Genomic DNA, 25,743 nt, shown 5'->3' with positions numbered 1-25,743 from the left:
CAGAACAGCTCTTTTTCTTATCTATTATCCTGCCATATTATTAATACTGTCCTCTGGGGAGAATACAGAAATATGATCCACTTTGCCAGTAGAATTAGGGATAACAAATTTTAATTCAAATTGATCATTCGCTTTATAAATATATATTTTGTCATTCCCATTTACCTTAGTCGACATTGGTTTACCTAAAACTTTTTCGATTTCCTGTAAAGTAAGCGTTCGAAGTTCTGGATGGTTGGAACGAACGTCAAAAATTTGAGATCCTTTATTAAATCCAATGACAGCATTTTGACTCGTATAAGTAGCATACATGCCTTTACCTGCTGGCTCAGTTTTATCAGCTTCCCCCCATGCCTTTTCAACTTCTTCAATATCCCCTGTATGTGCAGCAAATGAAACATTTGGCACTTTTCCTTGTTTAGCTTGTTCTAATAAGTTCTTAATTTGACTACTTGTTTTGGAGTCTATGGATGAGTTTGATGGATTTTGTGGCTTTGATTCGGAATCTGTTGTTGTTGATTTATCTGAAGATGAGTTTTCATTTTTCTTTTCAGCTGAATCAGGAGAAGAATCCGGTTCCACTTCGGAAGTCTTCTCAGGTGTTTGCGTAGTTGGTTTCTGTTCATCAGAACCCTTGCAAGCTGTTAGAGCTAGCATACATATTAATACGAGAAAGCACGTTACCATTTTCATAAGAGTTTTCATACTTGCAGCCTCCTAAGTTATAGCACTCACCCTTGCATTCAATCCATTACTCTGCTTTTCGAACCGAATTAATATCATTTTACATCCTAAAAAAATCCTCTAATATATATTCCACTTCTCTCCTGAACGAATTTAATCCTCCATAAAATGAAACTTAAATCAATTAGGATTTGTAATTATCACTTACTGATTATGAACTCATACCTAGCAGACTTTTACAGACCTTTTATCTTCCGCCTAACTTCTTTTTTGCTGAAATTTAAGGTAACGGGATAAAGTGAAACTTCCATCAGTAGGGGGAGCTTCATCCCCCACTGATGGTTAGTTGAACGAATCGGGCTTTTACGGGCAGTTGTCCCCACCTATCTTCCTCGTTTCTCTCTGAATCTTAAGGTGGCGGGTCTTACTGCCCACGAATAGCGGGATAAAAATAGGGCACGAATGTATGAAATGTATTCAAATAAAAAAGGCTGCCCTATTAAAGGGCAGCCCCAAATATGTAGTTATACTTCAATACTTTTTCCATCTTCAACGATATGATAAAGTAAATGAGCTAAATGATGAATCGGACCATATTCTTCCTCTTCTTCATCTGTTTCACCTTGGAACTCAAGATCATTTAAGTACAGCGCTAAAAATTGATAGAATAATTTCAAATCAAATCCGTAGCAAGCACTTGGTTCTTCGTGATCACCTTCATATTGCAACATTAAGTATTGTTCATTTCCTTCTGCATCTTCTGCATCAAAGAATACAAAGAAACCGACATTTGTATCTAAATCAAATAGATGACGAGTACCGTTTTCTGTTGCTTTATTGAAGTCCTCTTCACTTAACTTATGTACTGTTGTTGCTTTTGCATTGTCTTCTTGATGAAAGTTTACTGTAAATGATTTCAATGCTGACACCTCCTGATTGTATAACAGTAGCATAACAGATTAGGACAAATAATACAAAAATGGATCGCTGACAATTGTCAGCGATCCACCTAATTTCACTTTCGTATCGCACGCAGTAATAAGCTGACAATAAAAATTAAAACAATGGCACCAATTAATGCTGGAATAATTGCGTACCCTCCAATAACCGGTCCAAACGTCCCCAATAACGATGTTCCAAGCCAAGAACCGATAATCCCAGCAATAATATTTCCAATTACACCACCAGGTATATCTTTACCAACGATTAAACTTGCCAACCATCCTAAAATACCTCCGACAATTAAAGACCATATAAATGCCATATCACTACCTCCTTCATTTTATAAAACAAAAATAATAATCCGAAATCATTGCTTATCATTAGTTATGTTACTTTTTCAATAAGTTATGCGTTAAATGCCACGTATTACTTTTTATATAATTAAATTAATACAGTTTTGTACCCATTTAAAATAAATTATTTTTCCAATTCATATTATTCCTCGATAATATTATAGCCTTATCCCCTTAGAACAATCATGCTTCAACATTGTTCTGATAAATTCTTTTTTTTATGGTTGATAACTAAAATCGACAACGATTCTTTGTATAGGCCTATTATCAAATCTTGTGGGTTTAACAATTTTTCTAAAATCTGCTACAATCCCAAGAATATCGAGTGTGCATGTTTTATCAGCATACATTAAGGTAACTGCATCATTAATACCGAAATCTCCAAAAAAGATTATTTTTATTAACTCGCCTCACTCCTCTTCATCATATTCTACTATTATTATTATGCGAAAAAGACAAGACGGTGAAACAGTAAAAAATAAAAAAGCCGCCTATTTACTGGCAGCTTCCATCTTTTTATATGACAGGTATGCTAATACGTTCTTACTTGCGTTATATTTTGGATTGTTTCCTTTTCTCGGCTCCCTGACATGTGTCTGTTCGAATCCAGGAATTTCAGGCATCCTCTCCAAAAATTCAACAATCTCTTTTTCAGTTCCCTCAATACGTACACGAATCATTATTACTACTCCTCAATCCTCGTTTTCTCTGTATTAAGTATAACGTACTCGGGAAAGACTGCAAGATAATTATCTTTTTAGCGTTGAACTTTTCTGACATACAAAGAGTGCCATCTCAGTATAAAACGATTCTACTTTATTATTTTCAAAATAAATTTTGAAAAACTCCTTCATTTCATTTGAAGTTTTCATCATACAATCAGTTAACTTGGAGCGTGTTTGCGATGGGACGTCCATCATGTTACACCACCAATCAAAATTGAATTGTTTTTCAAATGTGAAACATGATTGCATTTGTAAACCTTGTTTTTCTAATAATGAAATCCATTCTGTTTTTTTCAAAGCTCGCCTGTGGCTCGGATCACGTTTCTTCTCAATAAAATTATAAAATGTATCATATTCTGGATTTTCGGGAGAAACATTATCAATTAAAATGAAGAGTCCCTTTTCTTCTAATGTTCGATGTACTTCGTAAATGAACTGAGACGGATTTTGGAAATGATGCGCTGCAATACGGCACACTACTGTATCAAATGATGCATTAGAAAACGGTAAATCCTCTGCATTTCCAGCTACAAATGAAACATTATCATGTCCATTGGAACTAATGAACTCTTTTGCTTTTTCTAACATTTTTTCCGTTAAATCAAGAGCGACTACACTTTTATATAACGGGGCTAACGTGTTCGCTACATGTCCACCACCTGTAGCAATATCAAGAAGACGCGTATTTTTATGACTTTGTACTTGCTGAACTAAATATTGTAAATCTGGTCCTTTTGCATGAATTTGACTTTTGACATACTTTTCAGCGTTACTACCAAATTGAGTCTTTACAAGCTCTTCATTACTCATTCTGGATCATCTTCTTTCTATATATATTTATATATTCTTTTTCAGCGGGAATATATAAATATCCTCTTTTAATTAAAGTCTAAAAGAGGCCTTATATTTCTAAACATAAAGAACAAAGTAAATTCCCTCTATTCCTTCTTTATTCAATGGACTAAGAACTCTATTCCCTTCTGATTTTCTTCTTGCTTCATATATTCACGTACATTTGTACTATATGATTGTACGATAAAGGGAAGTGACAATACGAATAATTTTTTTAACACATTCTCTTCATACTCATCAACCCAATCCTTTGTCTCTACACAATGATTAAAAATCAATGTATCGAAACTCCCAAATTCAATTTCTGTTTTACCCACTCCCATTTCTCTTAATAATTCTTTACATAATAACGAGCGTCTATTAATAAAACGCGGAAAGTAATGCGCATAAATCATTTCACGACACTTCTCTCTAATCATTTCTTCAAATTTTATATAATATATTTCAATTCCTAAATAGAACGCTCCTCTCGTTTTCCCACTATACTCCCGCAAAAAATCTTCAATTGTATCATACGTATAATCTTCGTGTGTTTGATTCATATGTACCAAAATACCACTAGAGTTCACAATACATTTAGGGACTGATATGTAATAATAGACAACCCAAAAACAAAGTTTAGCTATTATTTCCTCTTCATGCTCCTGTAAAAACTGATCAAACAATTTCTTAAAAAATGTTTGTATCATAGGTATCCCTCCCACATACATTTTAAAATTATTCCAATTTATTTTCTAATGTGTAAACTTTAATTTTCATCCTTATAAAAACAAAGTTTTACCCAAATCAAAAAGATTGAACTTTCATTATCAAACACGTAATATAGACTCTGACTCTAAAAAATAATAATTAAAATATACGAATGAAAAGGAGGATTTATATACGATTTTTTCTATTTTATAAGACTGTGAGGTTTTGTTATGTGGCGTAATAAAAATGTCTGGATTGTTCTAATCGGTGAGTTTATTGCCGGGCTCGGTTTGTGGCTTGGGATTCTTGGCAATCTAGAGTTTATGCAGAAATATGTACCTTCCGATTTTATGAAGTCGGTTATTTTATTTATTGGATTATTAGCCGGTGTTCTTGTTGGCCCGATGGCTGGTCGTGTTATCGATCAATACGAAAAAAAGAAAGTCCTTCTTTATGCTGGTTTCGGTCGTGTTATCAGTGTTATCTTTATGTTCTTTGCTATTCAATATGAAAGTATCGCCTTTATGATTGCTTTTATGATTGCCCTTCAAATTTCGGCAGCCTTTTATTTTCCTGCATTGCAATCTGTTATCCCGCTTATTGTTCGTGAACATGAACTTTTACAGATGAATGGTGTACATATGAATATTGGAACAATTGCTCGTATTGCTGGAACCTCACTAGGTGGTGTTCTTCTTGTCGTTATGAGTTTACAGTACATGTACGCATTCTCAATGGCAGCATACGCTTTACTATTCCTTTCGACTTTTTTCCTGCAATTTGAAGATCAAAAATCAAATACATCAAGTAAAAAAGCAGCGAAAGATAATAGCTTTATGGAAGTATTTCGAATTTTAAAAGGCATCCCAGTGGCATTTCGGGCACTTATTTTAAGTATTATTCCCCTTTTATTCATCGCTGGTTTCAATTTAATGGTTATTAATATTAGCGAAATGCAACATGATCCAACAATTAAAGGGTTTATTTATACAATTGAAGGTGTGGCTTTTATGTTAGGAGCTTTTGTAATTAAGCGTTTATCTGATTATTTCTCACCTGAGAAATTACTTTATTTCTTCGCCTTCTGTACTGCTTTTGCACATCTCTCACTGTTCTTTAGTGATGTGAAATGGATGGCACTTGTATCATTTGGTCTATTTGGATTTAGCGTTGGCTGTTTCTTCCCGATCATGTCAACAATTTTCCAAACAAAAGTTGAAAAAAGTTATCATGGACGTCTTTTCTCATTCCGTAATATGTTTGAAAGGGTAATGTTCCAAATCGTCTTACTTGGAACAGGATTCTTCTTAGATACAATTGGATTGCAGTATATGGTGCTTATTTTTGGTGTAATTTCATTATTCATTATTTTTATGTCTTTATCAAAACAAAAGCAGACAAGTAAAAATACTTCCCAAGTATCGAACATGTAAAATCCATCTCAAAATTGAGATGGATTTTTCTCTTATTGTAAGAGCTGACCTAAGTCTCCTGTTGTTATATTTCCACTATTGGCTTCATCTGTATCAATATGCATATCTAATGCGTACGAATCTTTTACACGAATTAACACTTGATTAAAAATCAATCCTCTATCTCCTTCTACTTTAACACTTACATATTGTCCATCTTTCACTTGAAATTGGTCAGCGTCTTGAGACGTCATATGTATATGACGCTCAGCGATGATTACCCCCTTTTCAATTTCCAAAGAACCCTTTGGACCAATAAGAGTAATTCCTGGTGTTCCATCAATATTACCTGATGCTCGAATCGGAGCATCCACTCCTAACTTACGTGCATCTGTTTTTGAAATTTCAACCTGTGTAAACTTCCGAATAGGACCAAGAATACGGACCTTTGAGATTTCTGCTTTTTCAGTCTTAATCGTTACTGTTTCTTTCGCTGCAAACTCTCCTGGTTGTGAAAGTTCTTTTGCAACCGTTAGCTCGTATCCTTCTCCAAAAAGTTTTTCTAAATCTTCGTTTGTCAGGTGGATATGCCGATTTGATACGCCAATTGGAATCTGTTTCATCTTAAGCACCTCTTTATCTCATTATCAAATTCATATTTTTAGTATTACCTTCTTTTTCTATTTACACGACAATGTTTTGAACTACATATAAAAAATTGCAGCTTAAAAACTTAGTTTTATATTTTTATTAAAAAGTGATAGAATATAATTATGTGTTTTCAGAATAATAAAAGAATACACAAACTACAGAAATGAAAACACAGTTTTTAGGAGGGGTTTTGATGACTTATACGTTAGCAACCAGAATGAAAGCATTTCAATCTTCTATATTTAGTGAATTAGCAGCCTATAAAAAAGAAAAAATTGCAGCAGGTCACAAAATGATTGATTTAAGTATCGGCAATCCAGATATGCCTCCTGCTGATATTGTAAGAGAAGCTATGGTACATACCGCAAGCGGCAAAGAAAATTACGGTTATACTTTAACAGGTATTCAAGAGTTTCACGAATCAGTAACTGAATATTACAACAATAGCCACAATGTCAAATTAGATCCAAACAATGAAGTTTTATTGTTGATGGGTTCCCAAGATGGACTCATTCACTTACCTATGGTTTTTGCAAATCCAGGTGACCTTATTTTAGTACCTGATCCTGGATATACAGCATATGAAACAGGCATTCAAATGGCAGGTGCAAACCCATACTTCATGCCATTAAAAAAAGAAAATGACTTTTTACCTAATTTACAAGACATTCCTAAGGAAATTGCTAAACAAGCAAAAATGATGATATTAAACTTCCCTGGAAACCCAGTTCCAGCAATGGCACATGAAGATTTCTTCAAAGAAGTCATCACCTTCGCAAAACAACACAATATCATTGTAGTACATGATTTCGCCTATGCAGAATTTTATTACGATGGAAAGAAACCAATCAGTTTCTTATCTGTTCCTGGCGCCAAAGAAGTTGGTGTTGAAATTAATTCCCTATCCAAAAGCTATAGCTTAGCTGGTAGCCGTATTGGTTATATGATTGGAAATGAAGAAATTGTAGGTGCACTTACACAATTTAAATCAAACACAGATTATGGCGTGTTCTTACCAATTCAAAAGGCAGCATCAGTTGCTTTACGCCAAGGGGCTGAGTTCTGTGCAAAAAACCGCATCATTTACCAAGAACGTAGAGATACTTTAGTTGATGGTTTTGCTTCTTTCGGTTGGAACGTTGAAAAGCCTTCCGGTAGTATGTTCGTATGGGCTGAAATACCAAAAGGTTGGACTTCATTAGAATTTGCCTATGCATTAATGGATCGTGCAAATGTTGTTGTAACGCCTGGTCATGCTTTTGGACCACATGGGGAAGGATTTGTTCGCATCGCACTTGTCCAAGATAAAGATATGTTACAACAAGTTGTTGAAAATATTAAAAATAGCGGTATTTTCTCTCTCGAAAAAGCAGATGCTTTAGTTAAAAATTAATTACAAATCCCTGCTTACTTTTGGCAGGGGTTATTATTTTCTATTTTGAATAAAGAATTGGAGATTTCTATGGATATTACAAATATTAACAGTGCATTACCCCATCGCTATCCATTTTTAATGATTGATAGAATCACAGAAATTAAAGCCGGAAAATCAGTGAAGGGATATAAATTAATAACAAGTAATGAATGGTTTATAAATGAGAATCAAAACAGTATGCCTCATATGTTAATTGTAGAGGCACTTGCACAACTTGGAGCATTTGTAGGGACAAGTGAATCTAATGGATTAGGATTTCTTTCTTCATTAGATGGTGTAACATTTAATGGCACTGCTACACCTGGTGACAAGCTAGACTTGCACTATGAAGTCCTACGAAACAAGCGGGGGTTTATTCTCGGCAAAGGAGTTGCTTCCATAAACGGAAAAACAATTGTTACAATTGAAAAGTTACTAGTTTACATCACTAAATAAAGATTTAATTATAGGTGTTGATTTTTACAACTATATAATGATAGGGGATACAAAAATGAAGAGCGCCGTCGGTATTGATGCCGGAGGAACACTAACAAAAATTGCTTATTTTAACGAAGACAATGAATTACATTTTAAAAAATTTTACTCCCATGAACAAAACAAAATTAAAGATTGGTTAAATAAAAATAAGTGTATAAATAGACTGTCTATAACTGGTGGTAAGGCTGAGCAATTACAAACATTATTTTTAGGAAAATATAAAATAGAGCCCCTCACTGAATTTGAGGCTACACTTGCAGGTGTTCATTATCTTATTGACGAAGAAAAGCATGCCATGAATAACTTTGTTTTAACAAATATCGGTACAGGTACGTCCATTCATTATGTCCATAACAACAAGTATATTCGTGCTGGTGGAACGGGTATAGGCGGTGGCACTATCATGGGGTTATCAAAACTATTAACAAACATCGATTGTTTTGAAGAAGTAATTCAGCATACAAAACTAGGATCTAGGCGGAATCTTGATATTACAGTTGGAGATATTTATAGTGGCGTTCTCTCCCCTATTGATAGCAATTTAACAGCCAGTAATTTCGGAAAAGCTGCTATTAACGAATCAAATTATAACAATTCAGATTTACTCGCCACCCTTCAAGGCCTTGTTGGTGAAGTAGTTACTGCACTAAGCCTTCAATTTGCAGAAGCAAAAGATATGGATCATATCGTTTATATTGGATCTGCACTATCAAACAATACACATCTGCAAGGAATTATAGGTAATTATACTGTGTATCAAAATAAAAAACCTATCTTCTTACAAGATCACGGTTTTTGCGGGGCTATTGGGGCTTTATTGCGTACAACAAAATAAATTTATTATTAAGAAAACATTAATCAAAATTGAAAAAGACATCGAAAATCATAATAGCTGTAATCTTTGTTTGTACTTGTATTGGTCTATATACTATTTTCAATTGGTTATTTTCATAATATATGATTCAATAAAAAAACCTTACTTTTATCAAAAAGCAAGGTTTTTTTACTAAGACTTACAAAGGAAAGAAACTCAATAAAATGCATATCATTAAAAAAGAAAAGAACCAATTTTTTTGTTCCTTTTGTACGTCTTCTTTAACTACGCACCTGTTAGTTAAATATTTGATTGTTGTGTATTATTTGGCATACTTCTACACCAACTAATAGCAATTTCTTCACCCCCTTTTCTTTTTAATATCACATCATCATATTCTTTAGTCATTGACCTATAAACTTGTTCTCTCATAAATGTGTATTTATCTATAAAATAGTTATTTCTTCGTAATCACCCCTGTAAACCTTACAAAATTGTTAGCTCTTACCTGGTTTTATGGAACAATTGAGCCCTTACTCTCACTATATATCACATTTTCCTAACCTCTATGGGCATCCACACAGTCATATAGGTTTTGACCTACATATTGTACACAAAGTAATTACTTACTGTTTTCGGGGGATTATTGGTACACCGTCTGCCTTAAATCAACGGAGGTATGAAAATGATAAATTTTAATTCTTTTCATGGGACTGTCACCATGATTAGTGATTTCATTGTAGGGCAAAATGCCGAAGAAGAAGGCTGCTATAAATTAATGTCTGTAGAAAACGGATTGGGGACTATAGTAAACTTCGTCGTTTCACCCACAACTTACTTCGTAGACCATGTAGTGGTGTCAGTAGGAGATAAAGTGACTGGATACTATGATGGGAATGCACCTGTTCCTCTTATATACCCGCCACAATACCGAGCACTTGTAATGGTAAAAGATAGCCCTTATCAGAATGTAAAAGTAGATTATTTTGATAGTCAACTGAAAAGTAGTGATGGACGATTACAATTAAATATATCTCCATATACCCAAATAGTATTAACAAATGGGCAACCCTACTCAAGAAACCCTACAAACCGAAATCTAATTGTTATCTATGGACCTGCCACAAAAAGTATCCCGGCCCAAACCACACCCTATAGAATCATAGTTTGGTGTTAAAGATTATTATAGAAAATGTCTGTTTCGCAAATAATTGTTCTAACACAAAAAACTCGTCCATTTTTGGCGAATTTTTTGTGCTTTGTGCTGGGGTCCAGAAACTCCATAAGAAGTATGTTCGTTATTTTGGCTTATAAAAGAAAAGATTGTACTACTATTATAAGAAGTTTTTTCAATTAACCTACCCCGTTAGCACAATAAGAAAAACGCGTCTCTACTTATTGTAGAAACGCACCCGTTAGTAAAAGAAGAAATTAATTAATCACCCTAGTCTTATTCCACAACCGATGAATGTGTTTTAGTTACATGAACTGACTGTAAGAATGCATTCATCTCCCCTACAGAATAAATATATAACTCATGCATCGCACGTGTACAAGCAGTATAAAATAATTTCCGTTCACTTTCTCGACTGTATTTTTTCTTTGATGCATCATAGATGATAACCGCATCAAACTCTACCCCTTTCGATAAATACGATGGGATAATCAAAATACCTGTATCAAACGAACTCGTTTCTTTCTTAATGAGACGAACTTGTAATGATGTTTGTAAAGCATGATACGCTTCTTCACTTTCTTTCGCTGTTTTACAAATAACTGCAATTGTTTTGTGTCCACTTTGCTTCAACTGTTCGATTTGATCCACAATCTTTTTATGATGCACTTTTCCTTCTTTCACTTCCGTTATAATCGGTTGTTTGCCTTCACGCTGAAACGGTTCAATTTCATGCCCATCTGTAATTAACTGCTTCGTAAATTCAATAATTTGTTTTGTGGAGCGATAACTACGCTTAAGAACGATCCTTTCACTCAGCTCTTCCCCATACAATGCATTTAATTGTGAAAATTCATTCTCTGATGCATGTTCATAAATAGTCTGATTAAAATCGCCTAGTATTGTCATTTTTGTATGAGGAAATATTCGTTTCAAAAATGCATATTGAAATGCAGAATAATCCTGTGCTTCATCAATAAATATGTGCTGCACTGATGTATTTTTTTGCAATTCTTCCAGTTGATCTTTCATATATAAATAAGGTGTTGCATCCTCATATGACATATAAAAATCTTGTATTTTTTCTATTGTTTCTTCACATATCTCATTCCATCTTTGTGGTAATTTATTTTCTTCTACAAGTTGCTTAGCAAACTCGGGATCTTTAAATAACTGTAGATACAATGCTGGTGTATGAATAAATTGTAATTTTTTTACACGTCTTCGGAGCGGCTTAAAATGTTCTTTCACAACGATAGCCGCTAACATATTTTGTTCACGTTCAAAATCATCAAACGTACCATCGGAATATTCTTGTTTTTGCTGTAATTTCTGATGAACTTTTGCGTATGTTTCTTTATCTAATAGCTGGACTTCTTCTTCCACCCAAAGTTCTTTTCTCTCTATTTTTTCTTGTTCCTTCAGCTCCTTTAACAACCACTCAGAAATTAACTTTATTCGGTTCGGAATTCGCACCGAAGAATCAAATCCATAAAATTGTTCTTTCATTTGTTCTTTAGAAATTAATACTTCCCCTCTAAATTTTATATCTTTAAATAACATACCTTCTCGTTTTAAATAAGACACATACTGATCTACTACTTCAATAAAATCAGAGCTTGCTTTATATTTAATTCCTTCTAATCGTGTTTCATAACTCTTTTCTTCCATTCTTGTCAGTACATATTCCATTTGTGTAAATGGATCTTCTAATTCAAACTTCTTATCAATATGACGCTCTAAGTATTCTTGAAATGTCGTTTGCTTCATATTGTCTTCACCAAGTTCCGGTAATACCGTAGATACATAACTATTAAACATCGAGTTCGGAGAAAAAAGAACGATTTGATCAGCATGTAATGTATCTCGATAACGATATAATAAATATGCGACGCGTTGAAGCGCTGCCGATGTTTTACCGCTTCCTGCAGCTCCTTGCACAACAAGTAAACGACTTTTTTCATTCCGGATTATTTGGTTTTGTTCCTTTTGAATTGTTGAAACAATGCTTTTCATTTGTGTATTAGCGTTATTTCCTAATACTTCTTGTAGTAATTTATCGCCAATCGTAACTCCTGTATCAAACATACTTATAATTTGACCATTCCGAATCACATATTGCCTTTTTAATGTCATTTCACCCGAAATTGTCTCTTTAGGTGCCACGTATTTTGCTCTTCCTACAGAATAGTCATAATACAAACTTGATATAGGGGCTCGCCAGTCATATACAAGAAATTGTTCTGTATTTTCATCGTAGAATGAGTGAATACCAAGATAAATAGCATCCTCACTTTTTTCACCGTCTTCTAAAAAATCTATCCTTCCGAAATATGGTGATTGTTGTAATCTTTTTAACCCTTTTAGTTGATTATAAGCATGGCGATGACTTTGCTCTCGTTCAGATAATAACTCTGCTTGTTGTTTAATGCTTGCTGCTGTTTCAATAGCCTCTTCTGTATTATCAACGTTCACTGTTACATCGTCCCAAAAATGTTTTCGAATCTGAACAACATCCTTGATTGCTGCACTTGTGTATTGCTCTAATGTATCAATATGTTTTTCAATCTTCCCCACTACTTCTTTCACACGATGTTGTTCCTGTTTCCATTCTTGACTTGTTTTTTCCATATCGCCACTCCTTATCAACTGATCGTTCTGATGCTCATTGTTTGATGCTATAACAAATTCAATAAAAAGTTTGACAAACAAGCAATTGATTTGTTATAATTAAATTGGATAATTATTGAGTTTTTATAAAAATAAACAATGAGCGTTTTTCCATTTTAACACATATATATGAAAAAGCAATCAAAAAAGAGATACTAAATAGTATCTCTTTTTTATTTTTGAAGTTGTATTTCAAATTCTATTATTGATTTTCCACCTTCTCCAATACGTTCAACAGTTAGTTTTTCAATTATACATTGCAATCTCATGCTTAATTTCGGCATTTTCTCCGCAATTTTCATTGCCAGTTTTTCATTTTCTTTTCGGCCAACTGTAACGTGTGGTATATAGGGTATATCACTTCGCAAAAATTCCGCTAAAGGTCCTTTGTATAACTCATCATGTAACTTTCTTACCTGTTCCGTTCCTTTTTCAACACGTAGGAACAAATAATTACCTTCATGACTTATGCAATCAATAAGCTCAATTTCTATTGGATGAACCTCTTCCAATTTTCGGGCTATATGTGCCCTGAGTTCATCATTAGAAATTGCACTTTCAAAAGGAAATACAAGTGTAATATGTGGTTGAATTAGTCCGAATAAAGGATCATGCTTTTTTCTAATTGCTTCAATTTCATCTATTTGTATCCCCTCTAGAAAAAGTAATATAGTGCGCATTTCCTCTTCTCCCTTCAATTAAGACAAGAACATCAATTCTATGAAATTTCACGAAAAACTTTTCTAAATTGTTTAGCGCTCTATTTCAATTTTCATTTCCCATCCACATTTACATGCCCTTTTGAAATAATCTAAATGTTGAATTTTATATTAGGGACGATTTTATCTTGAATTGTCATTGTTGTTTCAATTGTGCACCCTGCTCCTGCATGTGTATCAGGCATAATCCGAATTTTACTTTCTTTCGCAAATTCCTGGTTACAAAGATCAATGATTTGTCCTGCTGCAGTCTCTTCAACATTGTTTGTGAACACTTTTGCTTTGTTGTATTCCCCTTGAAATCCAAGCATGTCATTTTCTCCCTTTCTTAACATAAATATTTTTTATATTCCTTTCACACAAACAATATCCTTCACAACAAACATTCCATACTTCCTCAAAACTCCCTTTCAAAATATACACATTTTAATCAAAATTAAAAATTTTCTTTTTTTGTGTTTACAATTATCCATTAATTGTATATACTTACTAACGTAAGAAAAAAATTCCAAAAGGAGGTCGATTGAAATGATGAAATTAAAATTACATGCCGCATCTGTTTTACAATTAAATATAAGTTCGACCACCCTAATGGAGAATTAAAAAATCGTTTCCTATTTTCTTTAACTAACAAATTCGCCACAGGAGGTCGTATACTTTCCTGTGGCTTTTTCATGCCCTGCCACAGGAGAACTGTATCCTCCCGTGGCTTTTTTGTGCGATTTTTTAGTCTCTTACACGATTTATTAAAGAAAGGAGCAAATATCCAATGACTTTTCGAGTATTCTTTTTAACGATTACCATTCAAAGAAATTCATTTTCTGAAGCTGAAATTTTGCACGATCAACACATTCAAAAGGCTATGAATGAAGTAAAGGAGCGCCAAAGTCCTTACAGTAGTCACCTGTAATTCCTTTACGAAAGGAGGAATTCATTTATGACTTTTCATATTTTCTTTTTTACGATTACTCTTCAGAAAAAATCTTTATCTGAAACTGAGATTTTACGTAAACAACAATTAAAAGAGATTATGGACGAAGTAAAAGATCGCAAGAGTTCTTATTATAATCAAATGTATTAAAAAATAATTTACAAAAGGAGCAATCATCTGATGAAATTCCGAGTATTCTTTTTAACTATTACGATTCACAAAAATAAATTTTCTGAGACTGAGATTTTACATGAACAGCACATTCAAAAAATGATGGACGAAACGAAAGAACGTCAAGTTTCTTATTACAACCATATGTACTAAAAATTTATATAAAAAGGAGCAATCACCTGATGAAATTCCGAGTATTCTTTTTAACGATTACCATTCACAAAAACAAATTTTCTGAGTTTGAAATGTTACACGAAAAACAAATTCAAAACGCTATGGATGAAGTGAAAGAACGTCAACTCCCTTATTGTAGTCACCTATAATTCCTTTACGAAAGGAGGAATTCACTTATGAAGTTTCATATTTTCTTTTTAACCATTACGATTCAGAAAAAAGCGTTTATCGGAATCTGAAATTTTGCGAGAACAGCAATATAAAAAGATTATGGATGACATCCGAGATCGTAGAAGTAAATATTATACGCATCTATAATGATATAACTTAAATATAATGAGAGGAGAGGATTAAGATGTTAATGGCACGCTGTAAAGAAATGATTTGGATAATTGAGGTAGACTCCACTTAGCTTATTCAGTATCTAGCCACCATAAATTCGTAAGGTATATGTATTACAGCAATTATATTGATAAAAATTATATAAATAAACTACAAAACAAGTATGTATTCTAAGAGTTTATTTGTATTAGAAGAAGGGGAAATTATATTCCCTTCTTCATTATTTCTTATCTAAATTGATTTGGGTCATATTCTTTTTTTACAGGTTCTTTGTGGTCTATGCACCATACCATTATTTGATCCGTTATTTCATCATATAGTTACATTTATTACATCACTAAACCTTAACACACTATAAATTTCTTCTGTAAAAATAAAAAAATCCACCACTTTAAAAGTGATGAATCTTTCTTGGGTCATATAAATTTCTTCTATTTCCGGTTACTTCTTTTTGTCTTAAATAATCTCACCAAGTTTGAAACAACAGTTTTTGTCACAGCGTATACTGGTACTGCCAAAATCATTCCAATAATTCCAGCAAAATTACCCACACCCAAAATTAATACGATAATCGTCAAAGGATGGATATTTAATTTCGAACTCATAATACGCGGTGAAATAATGTTACTCTCAAATTGTTGTACAATGGTTACGACAACGATTACCCAAACTGCTTGCATCGGGGATACAAATAAAGCAACAATAACAGCTGGTGCTGCCCCAATAAAAGGACCTAAATTCGGGATAATATTTGTAAATGCCGCTATAATCCCTAAAACGAAGGCATATGGCAAATCAATAATTACATACCCTATAAACGTAAATGCCCCAACAAATAAACAAACGAGCGCTTGTCCTTGAATATACGCAGACAATGTTTCATGCGTTTCTTTTATAATACGAAGCCCTTCTTCACGGTATGATTCCGGTAAGAAACTAACAGCTTTCCCTGGGAATGCATGACCATCTTTAAACATGTAAAACAAGATAAATGGTACTGTAAATACAACTAATGCAACGTTTGTAATAATACCAAATAAAGCCGTTGCACTCGACGTTATCGTGTTTGGTATTTCTTTTAAATACTCAATTGCATTTTTTTCAATCATCTCAATTGAAACATAGTCTTGTGTAGCAAGCCATTCAAATAGCCTATGATGGGATAATTCTTGTATGTATACCTTTCCCTCTTTAATATATGTTGGCATGTTTTTCGCTAAATCCATTAGCTGCTGTGAAATCGTCGGAACGACTACACCAATAGAGACTGCAGTTAGTGTAATGATAAAAACATATAACAATAATATCGCTAAATTTCTAGGAACTTTTTTCGCCTCTAAAAATACTAACACAGGATTAAATATGAAGTATAAAAACAAAGCGATTAAAATCGGGAAAAATAACGTTGAAATAAATATGCCAATGGGTTGAAATAAAAATGATATTTTTGTGCAAATAAATATAATTCCCACAACCATTAGCACTTCCAATGTCCAAAAGTGCACTTTCGATTTCAAAAAAATGGCCTCCTTTAAACTAGCACTTCCCTATATTGTATCAAAACATCAGTGAATTTTACACGCTATTTTCATCTTCAATGTTCCAAAATGCTAATAAATACACTACAATGAGATTACATACAAATTTGTAGGTAAAAGGTGATAAAAATGACGCAATGTATTATTTGCAGAAAAGAAACGAAAGAACTTAGTGAACAGCATGTCATCCCAGAGATTTTATGTGGATATTATTTTACAAATTCAATTTGTGATACTTGTTATGAACATCTCACAACAAACGTTGATCGACCATTAATTCGGCATAAACTAATTCAATATAAAATCGAACAAATGAAACAACAAATTGATTCTCCTCTTTATACGAATGAATATGGTCAAGAATTAGCTGCAGCAGAAACTGAAGAAGTTGAAACAAACGACGAAATATACTATTCTAACGAGTTAATTATGAAACTATGTAAAAAACATGATATTTCATTACATAATGAAATTTGGAAAGAAGAACGCGTAACGAAAGTAGCAAGCTCAATTCAACGTGAATTACTTTTAGATAACCGTAAATATAAAATGAGTATTTTAAAAATGGCTTATACATTCGCAGTACATACAATTGACGGTTACTTTAATGATCCAGATGCGATTGATATTTCTACTATTATATCTAATGTTGACTTTATCGAATTAAAAGAACGAAGCATTGTTCGTGATTTAAGTAAAAGCTCATTGTGGAATACCCTTAATACAACTAGTGATAATCACTACTTTATTTTATTAAGTGACAAAGATGGTCTATTCTGCTTCATTCGTCTATTTGATATTTTTGATATTGTTGTCCATCTTTCTAGAAAAAAATATCAACTTCCATCTCCAATTGTTGGAGTGAACGATGTAGAAAAGCAAGAATTCTATATTGAGAATTTAAAACAATACATGGATGAATTATTTAAACAAAAGAGTACAAAAACTACTCGTATTTAATCATAGTTAAATAAAAACAATTCAAAACAAGAACATACGGTCTCCTTTCTTGATGAAAAGACACTATGTTATAATGAGTATGAAAAGAACAATACAATCACATAAAACAATTATAAATTGTATATAAATAAAAAAGACTAGTGTGCGGCTACACACCAGTCCATGTAACTTAGCAGATTGGATTGTTCTTTTATCCTATTTGTTTCTTACAAACGAGACAACCCACATTCTATTGGCATAGGTGGGTTGTTATTTTTTGAGCTTGTCAATCAATACGACAACAAACGTTAACAATGCAACGAGAAATAATCCGCCTTGCAGTAATAACGCAATTTCACTCACTTATTATCACCTCCCTTCTATCCGGAGAAGTGATAATTGAACAACCAACCATACCATAAGTTACCTCTTAATTTTACCATATTTTTTAATCGTTTACGATGAAAACCAGCAAGCTTCTAGCCTGCTGGTTTATTCTTTTCTTTCTATTTTTCTAATGCATATGCGTCCGTTATCATTTCTCCAACAATTTTATCTTTTTGCTTCGTCTCATTGTTTAATAGAGGCAAGAGTGGAAATAATAATCCTGCCACTTGATAAGCTTCTTCTAAGTGTGGATATCCTGATAAAACAAATGTATCTATATCTAAAGCTTCGTATCCTTTTATTCTCTCAGCTACAGTATTTGGATCTCCTACTAGTGCAGTTGCTGCTCCGCCACATACTAATCCAATTCCATACCATAGATTTCACAAAAGACTTCGCTACCTGTTGAATCAAAAAAGCTGCTAATTTCACAAAATTAGCAGCTTCTTTTGCACATGTACTTCATCACCCGATACTACTTTCTACCTATATTTACATCATCTATCTTGTTCTAATTTTTCAACAATCGCTTCATAGAATTTTCGCTCATCATCCGCATTTACATGTACACGATTCACTGTCTTAGAAAATCCATATAGTAATTGTGCTTTTAATGGTGCTTTTAACTTTATTTCAAATGTAGCTGGTTCTTTAATAAATTCCATTATAGTTGCTTCAAATACTTCTTTTTCTTCTTTAGTTAATACATCACCTTTATAAAATGTAATTTCTTCTATTTGAGCAAATGGTACAACAATTTTCTTACCTAATCCAACTTGAATAATAATTTCTTGTTCTGTCAAGATATATGGGTTTTTGCGAATGGCCTGTATCTCAGCTATAAAATATACAATTCCATATATGTTTAAAACGAGTAAAATCCAAGCTAAGACTGGATTCCATTGATGAAGTAAATAATGAAATCCAATACTTTCAATTAATGTTGCATGAATTAACATGATATAAAATGCAATTGCCCCTGTTTTTTTATGATATGAAAAAGTGCTTTTATTTTCTAAAGATTTTGTACGCCAAGAAAACAAAGCATAGTATAGTAATTTACATTCTGATACAATAACATTTACCGCTACGTTTCTTGTTAGTACGGCATCGAATGCTTTATCAATTGCATATGAGAAAATTGGAAATTCTAATTTATATTCTTTATACATCTTAATAACCTGAGGTAGTTTTCTCGCAATCTTATACAATATAAATAGCTCTAAACATAAAAAAGCAATTTCCCCTGCAACTAAAATATAAGAAACAAAAGAAAACGACAGTAAATAATCGCTTGGAATAACGAATCTTGCAGCAATATAGCCTGCTATTACAACTGGAAATATATAAGTTAACGAATAGCTTTTACGTATGATAAAGAAATACGTAATGACTGGAATGACAATAAGAAAATCTAACAAAGAGCCTAGTACCATCTCCTTCGGTACAGCGGGTGCAATAGGAAGTGTATATGCTAGATAATTTGATATTACAATTAAAGCTATAAAGCAAATCGAAATATTTCTTCTTTTACGCGAAATTGAATCACTCATGCACTCCCTCCTTTTTATTTGAAAATCTTATGCAAATGATCTTTATAAAACAAAATAGCCCCTTCATACTCTTTTACGTTTTCTAGTTTTACAACAGTTTCAATCAATAATTTCATTGCTTCTTCATACGCTTTTACGTTATATTTCGCTATTGAAAGAAAGACTTTCATTGCATCATTATTTGGAAACTGTTTAAGTCCATCCTCTAACGTAACAATCGCTTTATCATATTCACCGATAGAGCGATATGTACTCCCAAGCCCAATGTATGCACCGCAGAGTGACTCCCCAGTAAGTCCATTGGAAATTGCTTTTTCGTAGTATGGAACAGCTTCTGTTTCAAGCCCCATCGCATCGTGTGTCCATGCACATTGGTAGAAAATTTCTGGATCTTGGGTTGAGTTCGCTAAACCAATTAAAATGTCTCTTGATTCTTCATATTTCTTTTCATCCCGAAATTGAATCGCTTGCTTTAGTAACTGTTCCATACGGTTCACTCCTTATCTGTTTCAGAATACGCGCTACACCATCTTGATTATTACTATTCGTTACCTCTATTGCTAATTCTTTCAACTCGAAAATAGTAATGCTCATCGCAATTGGATAACCGCATTCTTTAAATAAACCAATATCATTCCAATCATCGCCAAACGCCATTACTTGTTTTGTATTAATCCCACGTTTCTTACACCAATTTAATACAGCATTTTCAAAAAACCTGAACACCTCTCCCTTTTTATAAACTACTCAAGCTCCCCTCTTCTACGCGATTCCATAAATGTTCTAACCTGTTTACAATCTCTTTCGCTGTTTCATCTTTTCCTTCACATAAACAAACATTTCCATCTTCCTCAATTACATGATGAATAGCTGCATGCGAATATAACGAATGCGGAGAATTTGCTATCATAAGATTCGCTTTCGCCTGCCCCATTCTTTCACTTGCACGTTGAATTAGCTCCGCCCCATTGACATCGCTTTCAAGTTTGAATCCGACTAATACCGTTTCCGGATCCCATTGTTTAATTTGTTTTAATATTTTAGGTGCTTTTTGAAAATGAATAATTGGCGCTACATCACTTGAAATCTTTCCATTCATATCAAGCGTATTTCCTTCTTGATCACAGATTTTTTCCACAATCCAATCTGACCCAGCAGCGGCCATAATCACTCCATCGATTTTCTCATGTGTAATGATACTTTTCATTTTATCTTGTAAATCAATAATACCTTCGAATGGATGCAACTCTAATTGAGCGTTTATAGGATTCGGTTTTTCAGCAAAATAACCATGTAAATAAATGACATGCGCACCTTTTGACATCGCTTCTTCAGCAAGCATTCTCCCAATTGTACCTTTTGCTAAATTTGTATGACCGCGTACTTGATCCCATTTCTCTAAACAGCCACCACTTGTAATTAAAATCTTTTTCCCCTTCATCATAACCATCCCTTACTTATTTTTCGAACGAAACCATTGTACACCAAAGTCAACAATTTCTCGTTGTTTCATTAATCTACACGTTGCATTTCCAACTTTACCAATTGTTACAGCGATTGTATGTTCAAACTCTTTTCCAATCTCAACAAACAAGTCAGAATCATAGTCCATTTCATCGAACTCTTTCCATAATCTTGTACCATCTTCTATAATTGGCGCTCCAACTTTCACTAGCTCACGTGCCCCTGTACGGATTTCAGATAAATGAACTGATGTGTTAGAATCATAGCCTACACCTATCAACAATACATATCCATCTAAATCATATATTTTCTTTAGTGGTGAGTGCTCTCCAAAACTAATTGAAAGTGAATGATCTGATATAATCGCTTCTGCATTTTTCCCCCAAGCAGCAAAACTATTTAATGGGTGATTACTACGTTTTACATTTGGATATGTACGGAAACACTCTACAACTTTCCCCATCGCTCGTGTTGGGGTTACATCCGGATGAAACGCCGGGACGTTATCTCGGATAATTTGCCACCAATTTTCTGGAACGGGTGGTCTTACCCAGTTTTTTGGATCAGACAAATCCGATGTTTGCGTTGGCATAATGATTGTGCCCTCTTCTGTAATTACATTCATTAAAGCTTCCACTACCGCAACAGCTCCGCCAGATACCCAGCCAATTGAACTTAGAGATGAATGAACAATTACTGTCATTCCTTTTTTAAGTCCTAATGCCTGTAAATCATTCGATATGGTTTCAATTGTATTTGGTAAGTGTGTTTCCGCTACTATGTCATTGATTTTCATGATTACTCCCCCATAAAGTTCTCTCCACGCTTATAAACTATCAAATTGAATTTTAAATCTCATCAATATATTATCATATTTTTCTTAATTTTTAATCCAAACGACGAAGAGAACTCCTAAAAAATTCTGTTAATACTGACTTAGGAAAATTTAATATTAAACTGATTTATCGCCAGTACTACTGTCACTTTCTTTTGCATCCTAGACCACTGCTCCATATACACTTGTATTATTATGGTAAATATTATACAACAAAACCGACTAGTCAGTCTATAAAAAGAAGAATTATGAAGGACTATCACACTCTTGCATAGCGTCAAAATACATAAAAGGTCTTTCTTAGTCTATTTTCAAGGGAGATGACACCATATGTTCAACTAGATATTTGTATTCAGCATTGCTATACCAGGGAATTGTTACAATGAGCTTAGCGGAACAAAAAATAAACAAAAAGTTAATTTATGGTATAATTGTATAAATTAATCAAATTAATGGGGGCTACAATGAAAAAATATATATTGAGTTTTTTCATATTAGGGATTATCGGATTAAGTGGATGTACTCTTTTTACAAGTGACTATGAAAATTATTGGGTTTTAGAAAAATCTAGATACGGTGAAGGTGGCTTCGGCCCAACAAATCTATATGAAAAAGCACAAGAAGATCCAACAATGGTTCATTATTCAACAGAAAGAATAAGCGAAGGAAAAATGATGATATTTTTAGCTTTTGGAGAAAAATATAAGAATGATAAAATCACAGTAAAAGAAGTAAAAGATGAAAAGAACAAATCAGTTATTGTATTACATGTGGAAAAAGAGAAAGGTACAGATAAAAATCCCGTTATGTATATCGGTGTTAATAAATTGAGAGACACTGTGGACATTGTAAATGAAGATGGTAAAAAGATTTTTGAAATAAAACAGACTGAAAATACAACATCACAACAAGACAAAAAATAAAACTTATAGAACAAATGCTCCTTCTATGCGGTCGAAAATAAATCAATCAACTGCATAGAAAGAGCATTTTCATTTAAAATTACTATAAATTTAAAAATAATCAAAAAAGCATGGTGGTGAATCGGGAATTACATTCTCAAGTACCTCTATTAATTCAGGACTTCCCTTTATCCTTCCAATGTCATATAAAAATGCAGGACTTTTATAACTTAATAACATTGTTGTTAATGTTTGAATCGTTAAAGTTATCCCATCAATATCATTTTTTTCTTTCTCATATATGATTCGTAGCCGTTTCTCATCATCCCATTCTAAAATAAAAGTTCCTTTATTCCACTCCAATATAGGATCATCTATATGTAAAACTAATTTTTCTATTTCTGCATCTTTAAATGGATATTGCTTTAAAAAACCAACTACATCAACCACCCTTCCCATGTAGTATGGTGCGATTGTTTGTTTAATTTCACTATCTTCAAGTAAGAAAGCAACCGGTTCATGAACGCATGTTTTTCCTTTTACATAATACACCATTGAAAAATGTGCACTAATAAAATTCCATAATCCCCTTCTCGCCTCTTCATTTAAGTAAATCATTTCTTCTATATAAAACTTCTCCTCAAGGACACGATAAAATAAATATCCGTGCGGTATATCTTCATCCGTGTAGTAAACCGCTAATTGCAAATCAATTGTTTCTTCGCGAAATCGCTCTTCCCACGCAATGGGATTTCGAATCATTGCCCCATTTGTTTTTCTTGCAAACGCATGATAGATTTCTTCTTTTTCTTTACTCTTCAGTCCTACCCTTCTAACCCGTCCCATAATGTTGCCACGATACTTTGGAAGCTGTGTATCTTTAATTTGATATTCGATAATATCAGATATAATTTCCCAACCCTTTTTTCGATAATAAGGAATTGAATAAGGAAACAAATACGAAATATATTGTCCGTTTTCTCTCATCGTTTTTAAACTTTCTTTCATTAGCGAATTCATTAATCCATGCCCTGCATACTCTGGATATGTGCCAACCCCAGTAACGCCTCCCATTTCATAAATCACGCCATGAATATTTACTTGAAAAGGCAAAACAACAATTTGCGAAATTAATTTATTATTATCAAACCATCCTAAAGCAGTCCCTGGTTTTAATTGATGGCTTTTCTTTTGGACCATTTTCTCTTCATCATTAATCATCTTTTTAGAAACTTGAAACACATATTTCATTAAGTTTGAAAACTGATCTACTTCACTTTCTTTAATAGGCCTCATAATCAAACCTTTATAATACCTCTTACTCATCTTCATATGCTCCTTTGTAACATAAACTAAAATATCATATTATTTTTATCATTTAGTTAGTATATACAAAAGTTAATGAAAACAAGCATATAGCATCATAAAGACTGCACTCTCACATTAACATTCCTATTATTTCACCCAATAACAGTGAAACCTTTCTACACCTGGATACTTCTCTCCCAAACTTGTAATAGTAAATCCGCAATTTTTGTAAAATTCTACTACTTCACAATCTGTTTCTGCTTCTATATACGTTAATTCATGCATATATATCACTTTCTTTATCATTTCAAAAGCAACTCCTTTATTGCGATTATCTGGTAAAACTGCTATATGGCATATTCTAGCTTGTTTTTCAGCAAAGAATTCCATACCAATACAACCTAGTTCCTTATACTGATATAGTGTAGTATTTCTATTTTCTTCATAGAATCTTATTGCTTTTTGTAGACTTACTTCCTGGGATCCAACTGCATATTTCAATAACTTACTAATATACTCATTTGCGCTACTTTGTCCACCCTTCAACATACTAATCTCTCCCTTGCAACATAAAAAGATGATCAAATTGATCATCTTTTTATGCACTAATTTTTTCTTCCTTTTTCATAACCACGGCAACATAGCTATGCAATATCATACCAACCACAACTAAACTCATTCCAATCCATGATAATGATGATGGAAACGGAGCAGATAGCCAAATTAATTCTCCTAGTAATGCAAATAATACTTCACCTGATTGTGTCGCTTCTACAGTGGCTAATTTTTGTGGATCATCCTTTACAAGATCGGTTGCATAGAAAAATAATACAGTAGCAATTAAACCTGAACTAATTGCCACGATGAAGCATTGAAAAACTTGATCACTTGATGGTAACCCACTTGTGGAAACTTCATAGCCCGATAATAAAAACCAAAATGGTAAACTTGCTAGTGTCATTCCAAGAACTCGTTGAAAGACATCTAACTCACCTTTACATACTTGCATCATTTTTCGATTTCCAAGTGGATAAGCAAATGCTGCAACGATTACAGGAACCACACATAAAACGGTTTCACGAATCCCTAAAGAAGAAGCATGTTCTACTTGCATAAGAACAACACCAAATAAGATGACAGCAGACATCATCAATTCTTTCATTGGAATTTTTTTATGTAGTGTATTCGTTGCAAATAATGGCGTTAATAAAATCCCTGCTATAATCGTAATTTGCCATGTGGAAGCTACAAGCCACCCCGGTCCAAATGCACCTGCAAAACTAAGCGGTGCGTAAAAAAGACCAAAACCAATAATACTCCATAACAACCACTCTTTTGGATTACTCTTCATATATTGAAAGAGTTGCTTTAAGTTCCCCCTATACATGACAATAATTAAAAGTAGCGGAACCATAAAGTAATATCGTAACGATGCACTCCAAATCCAGCTTCCCCCTTGTAAGTCCATCGCTCGGTTTAAAATAAATGTAAAGGCAAAGAAAAACGATGCCAATACCCCCGCTGCAATTGCTTTCATCCTAAAACCCCTTATACAGTTTTTCTTCTACTATATAACAGAATACAATTTATTTAAAATAAAA

Annotated in this window: 32 protein-coding genes and 3 pseudogenes; 12 read left to right on the top strand and 23 right to left on the bottom strand. The window is 33.3% G+C overall.

Annotated elements, in window-relative coordinates:
* Window positions 1–24: 24 nt before the first annotated feature.
* From Y7E_RS0114420 to Y7E_RS0114395, 7 genes and pseudogenes are all read right to left on the bottom strand, one after another.
* Window positions 25–705, bottom strand: coding sequence for a YjgB family protein (locus tag Y7E_RS0114420; RefSeq protein WP_017151970.1), 681 nt, complete (start codon window positions 703–705; stop codon window positions 25–27).
* Between the two features lie 503 nt (window positions 706–1,208).
* Window positions 1,209–1,604, bottom strand: a complete 396-nt coding sequence (locus Y7E_RS0114415; protein WP_017151969.1) for a hypothetical protein — start codon at window positions 1,602–1,604, stop codon at window positions 1,209–1,211.
* A gap of 95 nt (window positions 1,605–1,699) precedes the next feature.
* Window positions 1,700–1,948, bottom strand: a complete 249-nt coding sequence (locus Y7E_RS0114410; protein WP_017151968.1) for a GlsB/YeaQ/YmgE family stress response membrane protein — start codon at window positions 1,946–1,948, stop codon at window positions 1,700–1,702.
* A 294-nt stretch (window positions 1,949–2,242) separates the two neighbouring features.
* A pseudogene (locus Y7E_RS35040) lies at window positions 2,243–2,393 on the bottom strand (nucleoside hydrolase); the annotation flags it as partial.
* Window positions 2,394–2,470: 77 nt separating this feature from the next.
* Entirely contained in the window at window positions 2,471–2,659 is a 189-nt protein-coding gene (locus tag Y7E_RS0114405; RefSeq protein WP_017151967.1) for a YvzF family protein, read from the bottom strand.
* A gap of 69 nt (window positions 2,660–2,728) precedes the next feature.
* Window positions 2,729–3,514, bottom strand: coding sequence for a class I SAM-dependent methyltransferase (locus Y7E_RS0114400; RefSeq protein WP_017151966.1), 786 nt, complete (start codon window positions 3,512–3,514; stop codon window positions 2,729–2,731).
* A 143-nt stretch (window positions 3,515–3,657) separates the two neighbouring features.
* Entirely contained in the window at window positions 3,658–4,245 is a 588-nt protein-coding gene (locus Y7E_RS0114395) for a hypothetical protein (RefSeq protein ID WP_017151965.1), read from the bottom strand.
* Between the two features lie 231 nt (window positions 4,246–4,476).
* Here Y7E_RS0114395 and Y7E_RS0114390 point away from each other — a divergent pair, with 231 nt between their 5' ends.
* The gene (locus Y7E_RS0114390) at window positions 4,477–5,679 is read left to right on the top strand and encodes an MFS transporter (protein ID WP_017151964.1); all 1,203 of its coding nucleotides are present in this window, start codon (window positions 4,477–4,479) and stop codon (window positions 5,677–5,679) included.
* A gap of 32 nt (window positions 5,680–5,711) precedes the next feature.
* Here Y7E_RS0114390 and pduL read toward each other — a convergent pair whose 3' ends face one another.
* The gene (gene pduL, locus Y7E_RS0114385) at window positions 5,712–6,281 is read right to left on the bottom strand and encodes a phosphate propanoyltransferase (RefSeq protein WP_017151963.1); all 570 of its coding nucleotides are present in this window, start codon (window positions 6,279–6,281) and stop codon (window positions 5,712–5,714) included.
* A gap of 221 nt (window positions 6,282–6,502) precedes the next feature.
* Here pduL and Y7E_RS0114380 point away from each other — a divergent pair, with 221 nt between their 5' ends.
* The 3 genes from Y7E_RS0114380 to coaW all read left to right on the top strand — a co-directional run bounded on the left by Y7E_RS0114380 (window position 6,503) and on the right by coaW (window position 9,056).
* Window positions 6,503–7,702: an LL-diaminopimelate aminotransferase gene (locus tag Y7E_RS0114380; protein ID WP_017151962.1), complete on the top strand. Its 1,200-nt coding sequence runs from the start codon at window positions 6,503–6,505 to the stop codon at window positions 7,700–7,702.
* A gap of 69 nt (window positions 7,703–7,771) precedes the next feature.
* Complete coding sequence (locus Y7E_RS0114375) at window positions 7,772–8,179, top strand: 3-hydroxyacyl-ACP dehydratase FabZ family protein (RefSeq protein WP_017151961.1); 408 nt, start codon at window positions 7,772–7,774, stop codon at window positions 8,177–8,179.
* Between the two features lie 55 nt (window positions 8,180–8,234).
* A complete protein-coding gene (gene coaW / locus Y7E_RS0114370) occupies window positions 8,235–9,056 on the top strand; it encodes a type II pantothenate kinase (protein ID WP_017151960.1) in 822 nt (273 codons plus the stop codon).
* 279 nt (window positions 9,057–9,335) lie between these two features.
* Here the strand turns inward: coaW and Y7E_RS34765 are convergent, their stop codons facing one another.
* Window positions 9,336–9,467 carry a hypothetical protein gene (locus tag Y7E_RS34765; RefSeq protein ID WP_272942948.1) on the bottom strand — a complete coding sequence of 44 codons (132 nt, stop codon included), beginning with the start codon at window positions 9,465–9,467 and terminating at the stop codon, window positions 9,336–9,338.
* Between the two features lie 253 nt (window positions 9,468–9,720).
* On the opposite strand from Y7E_RS34765, the gene Y7E_RS0114365 reads away from it, so the two are divergent.
* On the top strand, window positions 9,721–10,212 hold the full coding sequence (locus tag Y7E_RS0114365) for a hypothetical protein (RefSeq protein WP_017151959.1): 492 nt from the start codon (window positions 9,721–9,723) through the stop codon (window positions 10,210–10,212).
* Window positions 10,213–10,485: 273 nt separating this feature from the next.
* Here the strand turns inward: Y7E_RS0114365 and helD are convergent, their stop codons facing one another.
* The 3 genes from helD to Y7E_RS0114350 all read right to left on the bottom strand — a co-directional run bounded on the left by helD (window position 10,486) and on the right by Y7E_RS0114350 (window position 13,909).
* Entirely contained in the window at window positions 10,486–12,840 is a 2,355-nt protein-coding gene (helD, locus tag Y7E_RS29875) for an RNA polymerase recycling motor HelD (RefSeq protein WP_017151958.1), read from the bottom strand.
* 212 nt (window positions 12,841–13,052) lie between these two features.
* Complete coding sequence (locus tag Y7E_RS0114355; RefSeq protein ID WP_017151957.1) at window positions 13,053–13,559, bottom strand: 2'-5' RNA ligase family protein; 507 nt, start codon at window positions 13,557–13,559, stop codon at window positions 13,053–13,055.
* A gap of 131 nt (window positions 13,560–13,690) precedes the next feature.
* The gene (locus Y7E_RS0114350) at window positions 13,691–13,909 is read right to left on the bottom strand and encodes a hypothetical protein (protein ID WP_017151956.1); all 219 of its coding nucleotides are present in this window, start codon (window positions 13,907–13,909) and stop codon (window positions 13,691–13,693) included.
* Between the two features lie 458 nt (window positions 13,910–14,367).
* Here Y7E_RS0114350 and Y7E_RS31750 point away from each other — a divergent pair, with 458 nt between their 5' ends.
* The 5 genes and pseudogenes from Y7E_RS31750 to Y7E_RS31745 all read left to right on the top strand — a co-directional run bounded on the left by Y7E_RS31750 (window position 14,368) and on the right by Y7E_RS31745 (window position 15,192).
* Window positions 14,368–14,508 carry a YrzI family small protein gene (locus tag Y7E_RS31750; protein WP_017151955.1) on the top strand — a complete coding sequence of 47 codons (141 nt, stop codon included), beginning with the start codon at window positions 14,368–14,370 and terminating at the stop codon, window positions 14,506–14,508.
* 27 nt (window positions 14,509–14,535) lie between these two features.
* Window positions 14,536–14,679 (top strand): YrzI family small protein, encoded by a 144-nt coding sequence (locus Y7E_RS0114340; RefSeq protein WP_016131497.1) that lies wholly within the window; start codon window positions 14,536–14,538, stop codon window positions 14,677–14,679.
* Between the two features lie 30 nt (window positions 14,680–14,709).
* Entirely contained in the window at window positions 14,710–14,853 is a 144-nt protein-coding gene (locus Y7E_RS0114335) for a YrzI family small protein (protein WP_017151954.1), read from the top strand.
* 29 nt (window positions 14,854–14,882) lie between these two features.
* Complete coding sequence (locus Y7E_RS0114330) at window positions 14,883–15,023, top strand: YrzI family small protein (RefSeq protein WP_017151953.1); 141 nt, start codon at window positions 14,883–14,885, stop codon at window positions 15,021–15,023.
* Window positions 15,024–15,050: 27 nt separating this feature from the next.
* Window positions 15,051–15,192, top strand: a pseudogene (locus tag Y7E_RS31745) (YrzI family small protein).
* A 455-nt stretch (window positions 15,193–15,647) separates the two neighbouring features.
* On the opposite strand, the gene Y7E_RS0114325 reads toward Y7E_RS31745, so the two are convergent.
* Window positions 15,648–16,733, bottom strand: coding sequence for an AI-2E family transporter (locus tag Y7E_RS0114325; protein ID WP_017151952.1), 1,086 nt, complete (start codon window positions 16,731–16,733; stop codon window positions 15,648–15,650).
* Window positions 16,734–16,883: 150 nt separating this feature from the next.
* Here Y7E_RS0114325 and Y7E_RS0114320 point away from each other — a divergent pair, with 150 nt between their 5' ends.
* The gene (locus tag Y7E_RS0114320; RefSeq protein ID WP_017151951.1) at window positions 16,884–17,714 is read left to right on the top strand and encodes an HNH endonuclease; all 831 of its coding nucleotides are present in this window, start codon (window positions 16,884–16,886) and stop codon (window positions 17,712–17,714) included.
* 249 nt (window positions 17,715–17,963) lie between these two features.
* On the opposite strand, the gene Y7E_RS34425 is transcribed toward Y7E_RS0114320, so the two are convergent.
* From Y7E_RS34425 to Y7E_RS0114285, 7 genes and pseudogenes are all read right to left on the bottom strand, one after another.
* Window positions 17,964–18,056 carry a putative holin-like toxin gene (locus tag Y7E_RS34425; RefSeq protein ID WP_001289320.1) on the bottom strand — a complete coding sequence of 31 codons (93 nt, stop codon included), beginning with the start codon at window positions 18,054–18,056 and terminating at the stop codon, window positions 17,964–17,966.
* A gap of 143 nt (window positions 18,057–18,199) precedes the next feature.
* Window positions 18,200–18,463, bottom strand: a pseudogene (locus Y7E_RS29870) (alkanesulfonate monooxygenase); the annotation flags it as partial.
* Between the two features lie 114 nt (window positions 18,464–18,577).
* Window positions 18,578–19,633, bottom strand: a complete 1,056-nt coding sequence (locus Y7E_RS0114305; RefSeq protein WP_017151949.1) for a hypothetical protein — start codon at window positions 19,631–19,633, stop codon at window positions 18,578–18,580.
* A gap of 14 nt (window positions 19,634–19,647) precedes the next feature.
* Entirely contained in the window at window positions 19,648–20,121 is a 474-nt protein-coding gene (locus Y7E_RS0114300) for a tetratricopeptide repeat protein (protein ID WP_017151948.1), read from the bottom strand.
* Window positions 20,081–20,359: an HAD family hydrolase gene (locus Y7E_RS0114295; protein ID WP_017151947.1), complete on the bottom strand. Its 279-nt coding sequence runs from the start codon at window positions 20,357–20,359 to the stop codon at window positions 20,081–20,083. Before Y7E_RS0114295 ends, Y7E_RS0114300 begins: the two co-directional genes overlap by 41 nt.
* A 10-nt stretch (window positions 20,360–20,369) precedes the next feature.
* Window positions 20,370–21,083, bottom strand: a complete 714-nt coding sequence (locus Y7E_RS0114290) for a phosphopantothenoylcysteine decarboxylase domain-containing protein (RefSeq protein WP_081584611.1) — start codon at window positions 21,081–21,083, stop codon at window positions 20,370–20,372.
* Window positions 21,084–21,086: 3 nt separating this feature from the next.
* Entirely contained in the window at window positions 21,087–21,893 is an 807-nt protein-coding gene (locus tag Y7E_RS0114285; protein ID WP_017151945.1) for an AAC(3) family N-acetyltransferase, read from the bottom strand.
* A gap of 503 nt (window positions 21,894–22,396) precedes the next feature.
* Here Y7E_RS0114285 and Y7E_RS0114280 point away from each other — a divergent pair.
* The gene (locus Y7E_RS0114280; RefSeq protein WP_017151944.1) at window positions 22,397–22,855 is read left to right on the top strand and encodes a hypothetical protein; all 459 of its coding nucleotides are present in this window, start codon (window positions 22,397–22,399) and stop codon (window positions 22,853–22,855) included.
* Window positions 22,856–22,945: 90 nt separating this feature from the next.
* Here the strand turns inward: Y7E_RS0114280 and Y7E_RS0114275 are convergent, their stop codons facing one another.
* The 3 genes from Y7E_RS0114275 to Y7E_RS0114265 form a co-directional block, all read right to left on the bottom strand.
* The gene (locus tag Y7E_RS0114275) at window positions 22,946–24,160 is read right to left on the bottom strand and encodes a GNAT family N-acetyltransferase (RefSeq protein ID WP_017151943.1); all 1,215 of its coding nucleotides are present in this window, start codon (window positions 24,158–24,160) and stop codon (window positions 22,946–22,948) included.
* A 129-nt stretch (window positions 24,161–24,289) separates the two neighbouring features.
* Window positions 24,290–24,691, bottom strand: a complete 402-nt coding sequence (locus Y7E_RS0114270) for a GNAT family N-acetyltransferase (RefSeq protein ID WP_017151942.1) — start codon at window positions 24,689–24,691, stop codon at window positions 24,290–24,292.
* A 49-nt stretch (window positions 24,692–24,740) separates the two neighbouring features.
* A complete protein-coding gene (locus Y7E_RS0114265; RefSeq protein WP_017151941.1) occupies window positions 24,741–25,679 on the bottom strand; it encodes a DMT family transporter in 939 nt (312 codons plus the stop codon).
* Window positions 25,680–25,743: the final 64 nt, after the last annotated feature.

This window comes from Bacillus bingmayongensis (genome assembly GCF_000299035.1).
In the GTDB taxonomy this organism is placed as follows: Bacteria; Bacillota; Bacilli; order Bacillales; family Bacillaceae_G; genus Bacillus_A; species Bacillus_A bingmayongensis.
This window is presented reverse-complemented; position numbering and strand designations above follow the sequence as displayed.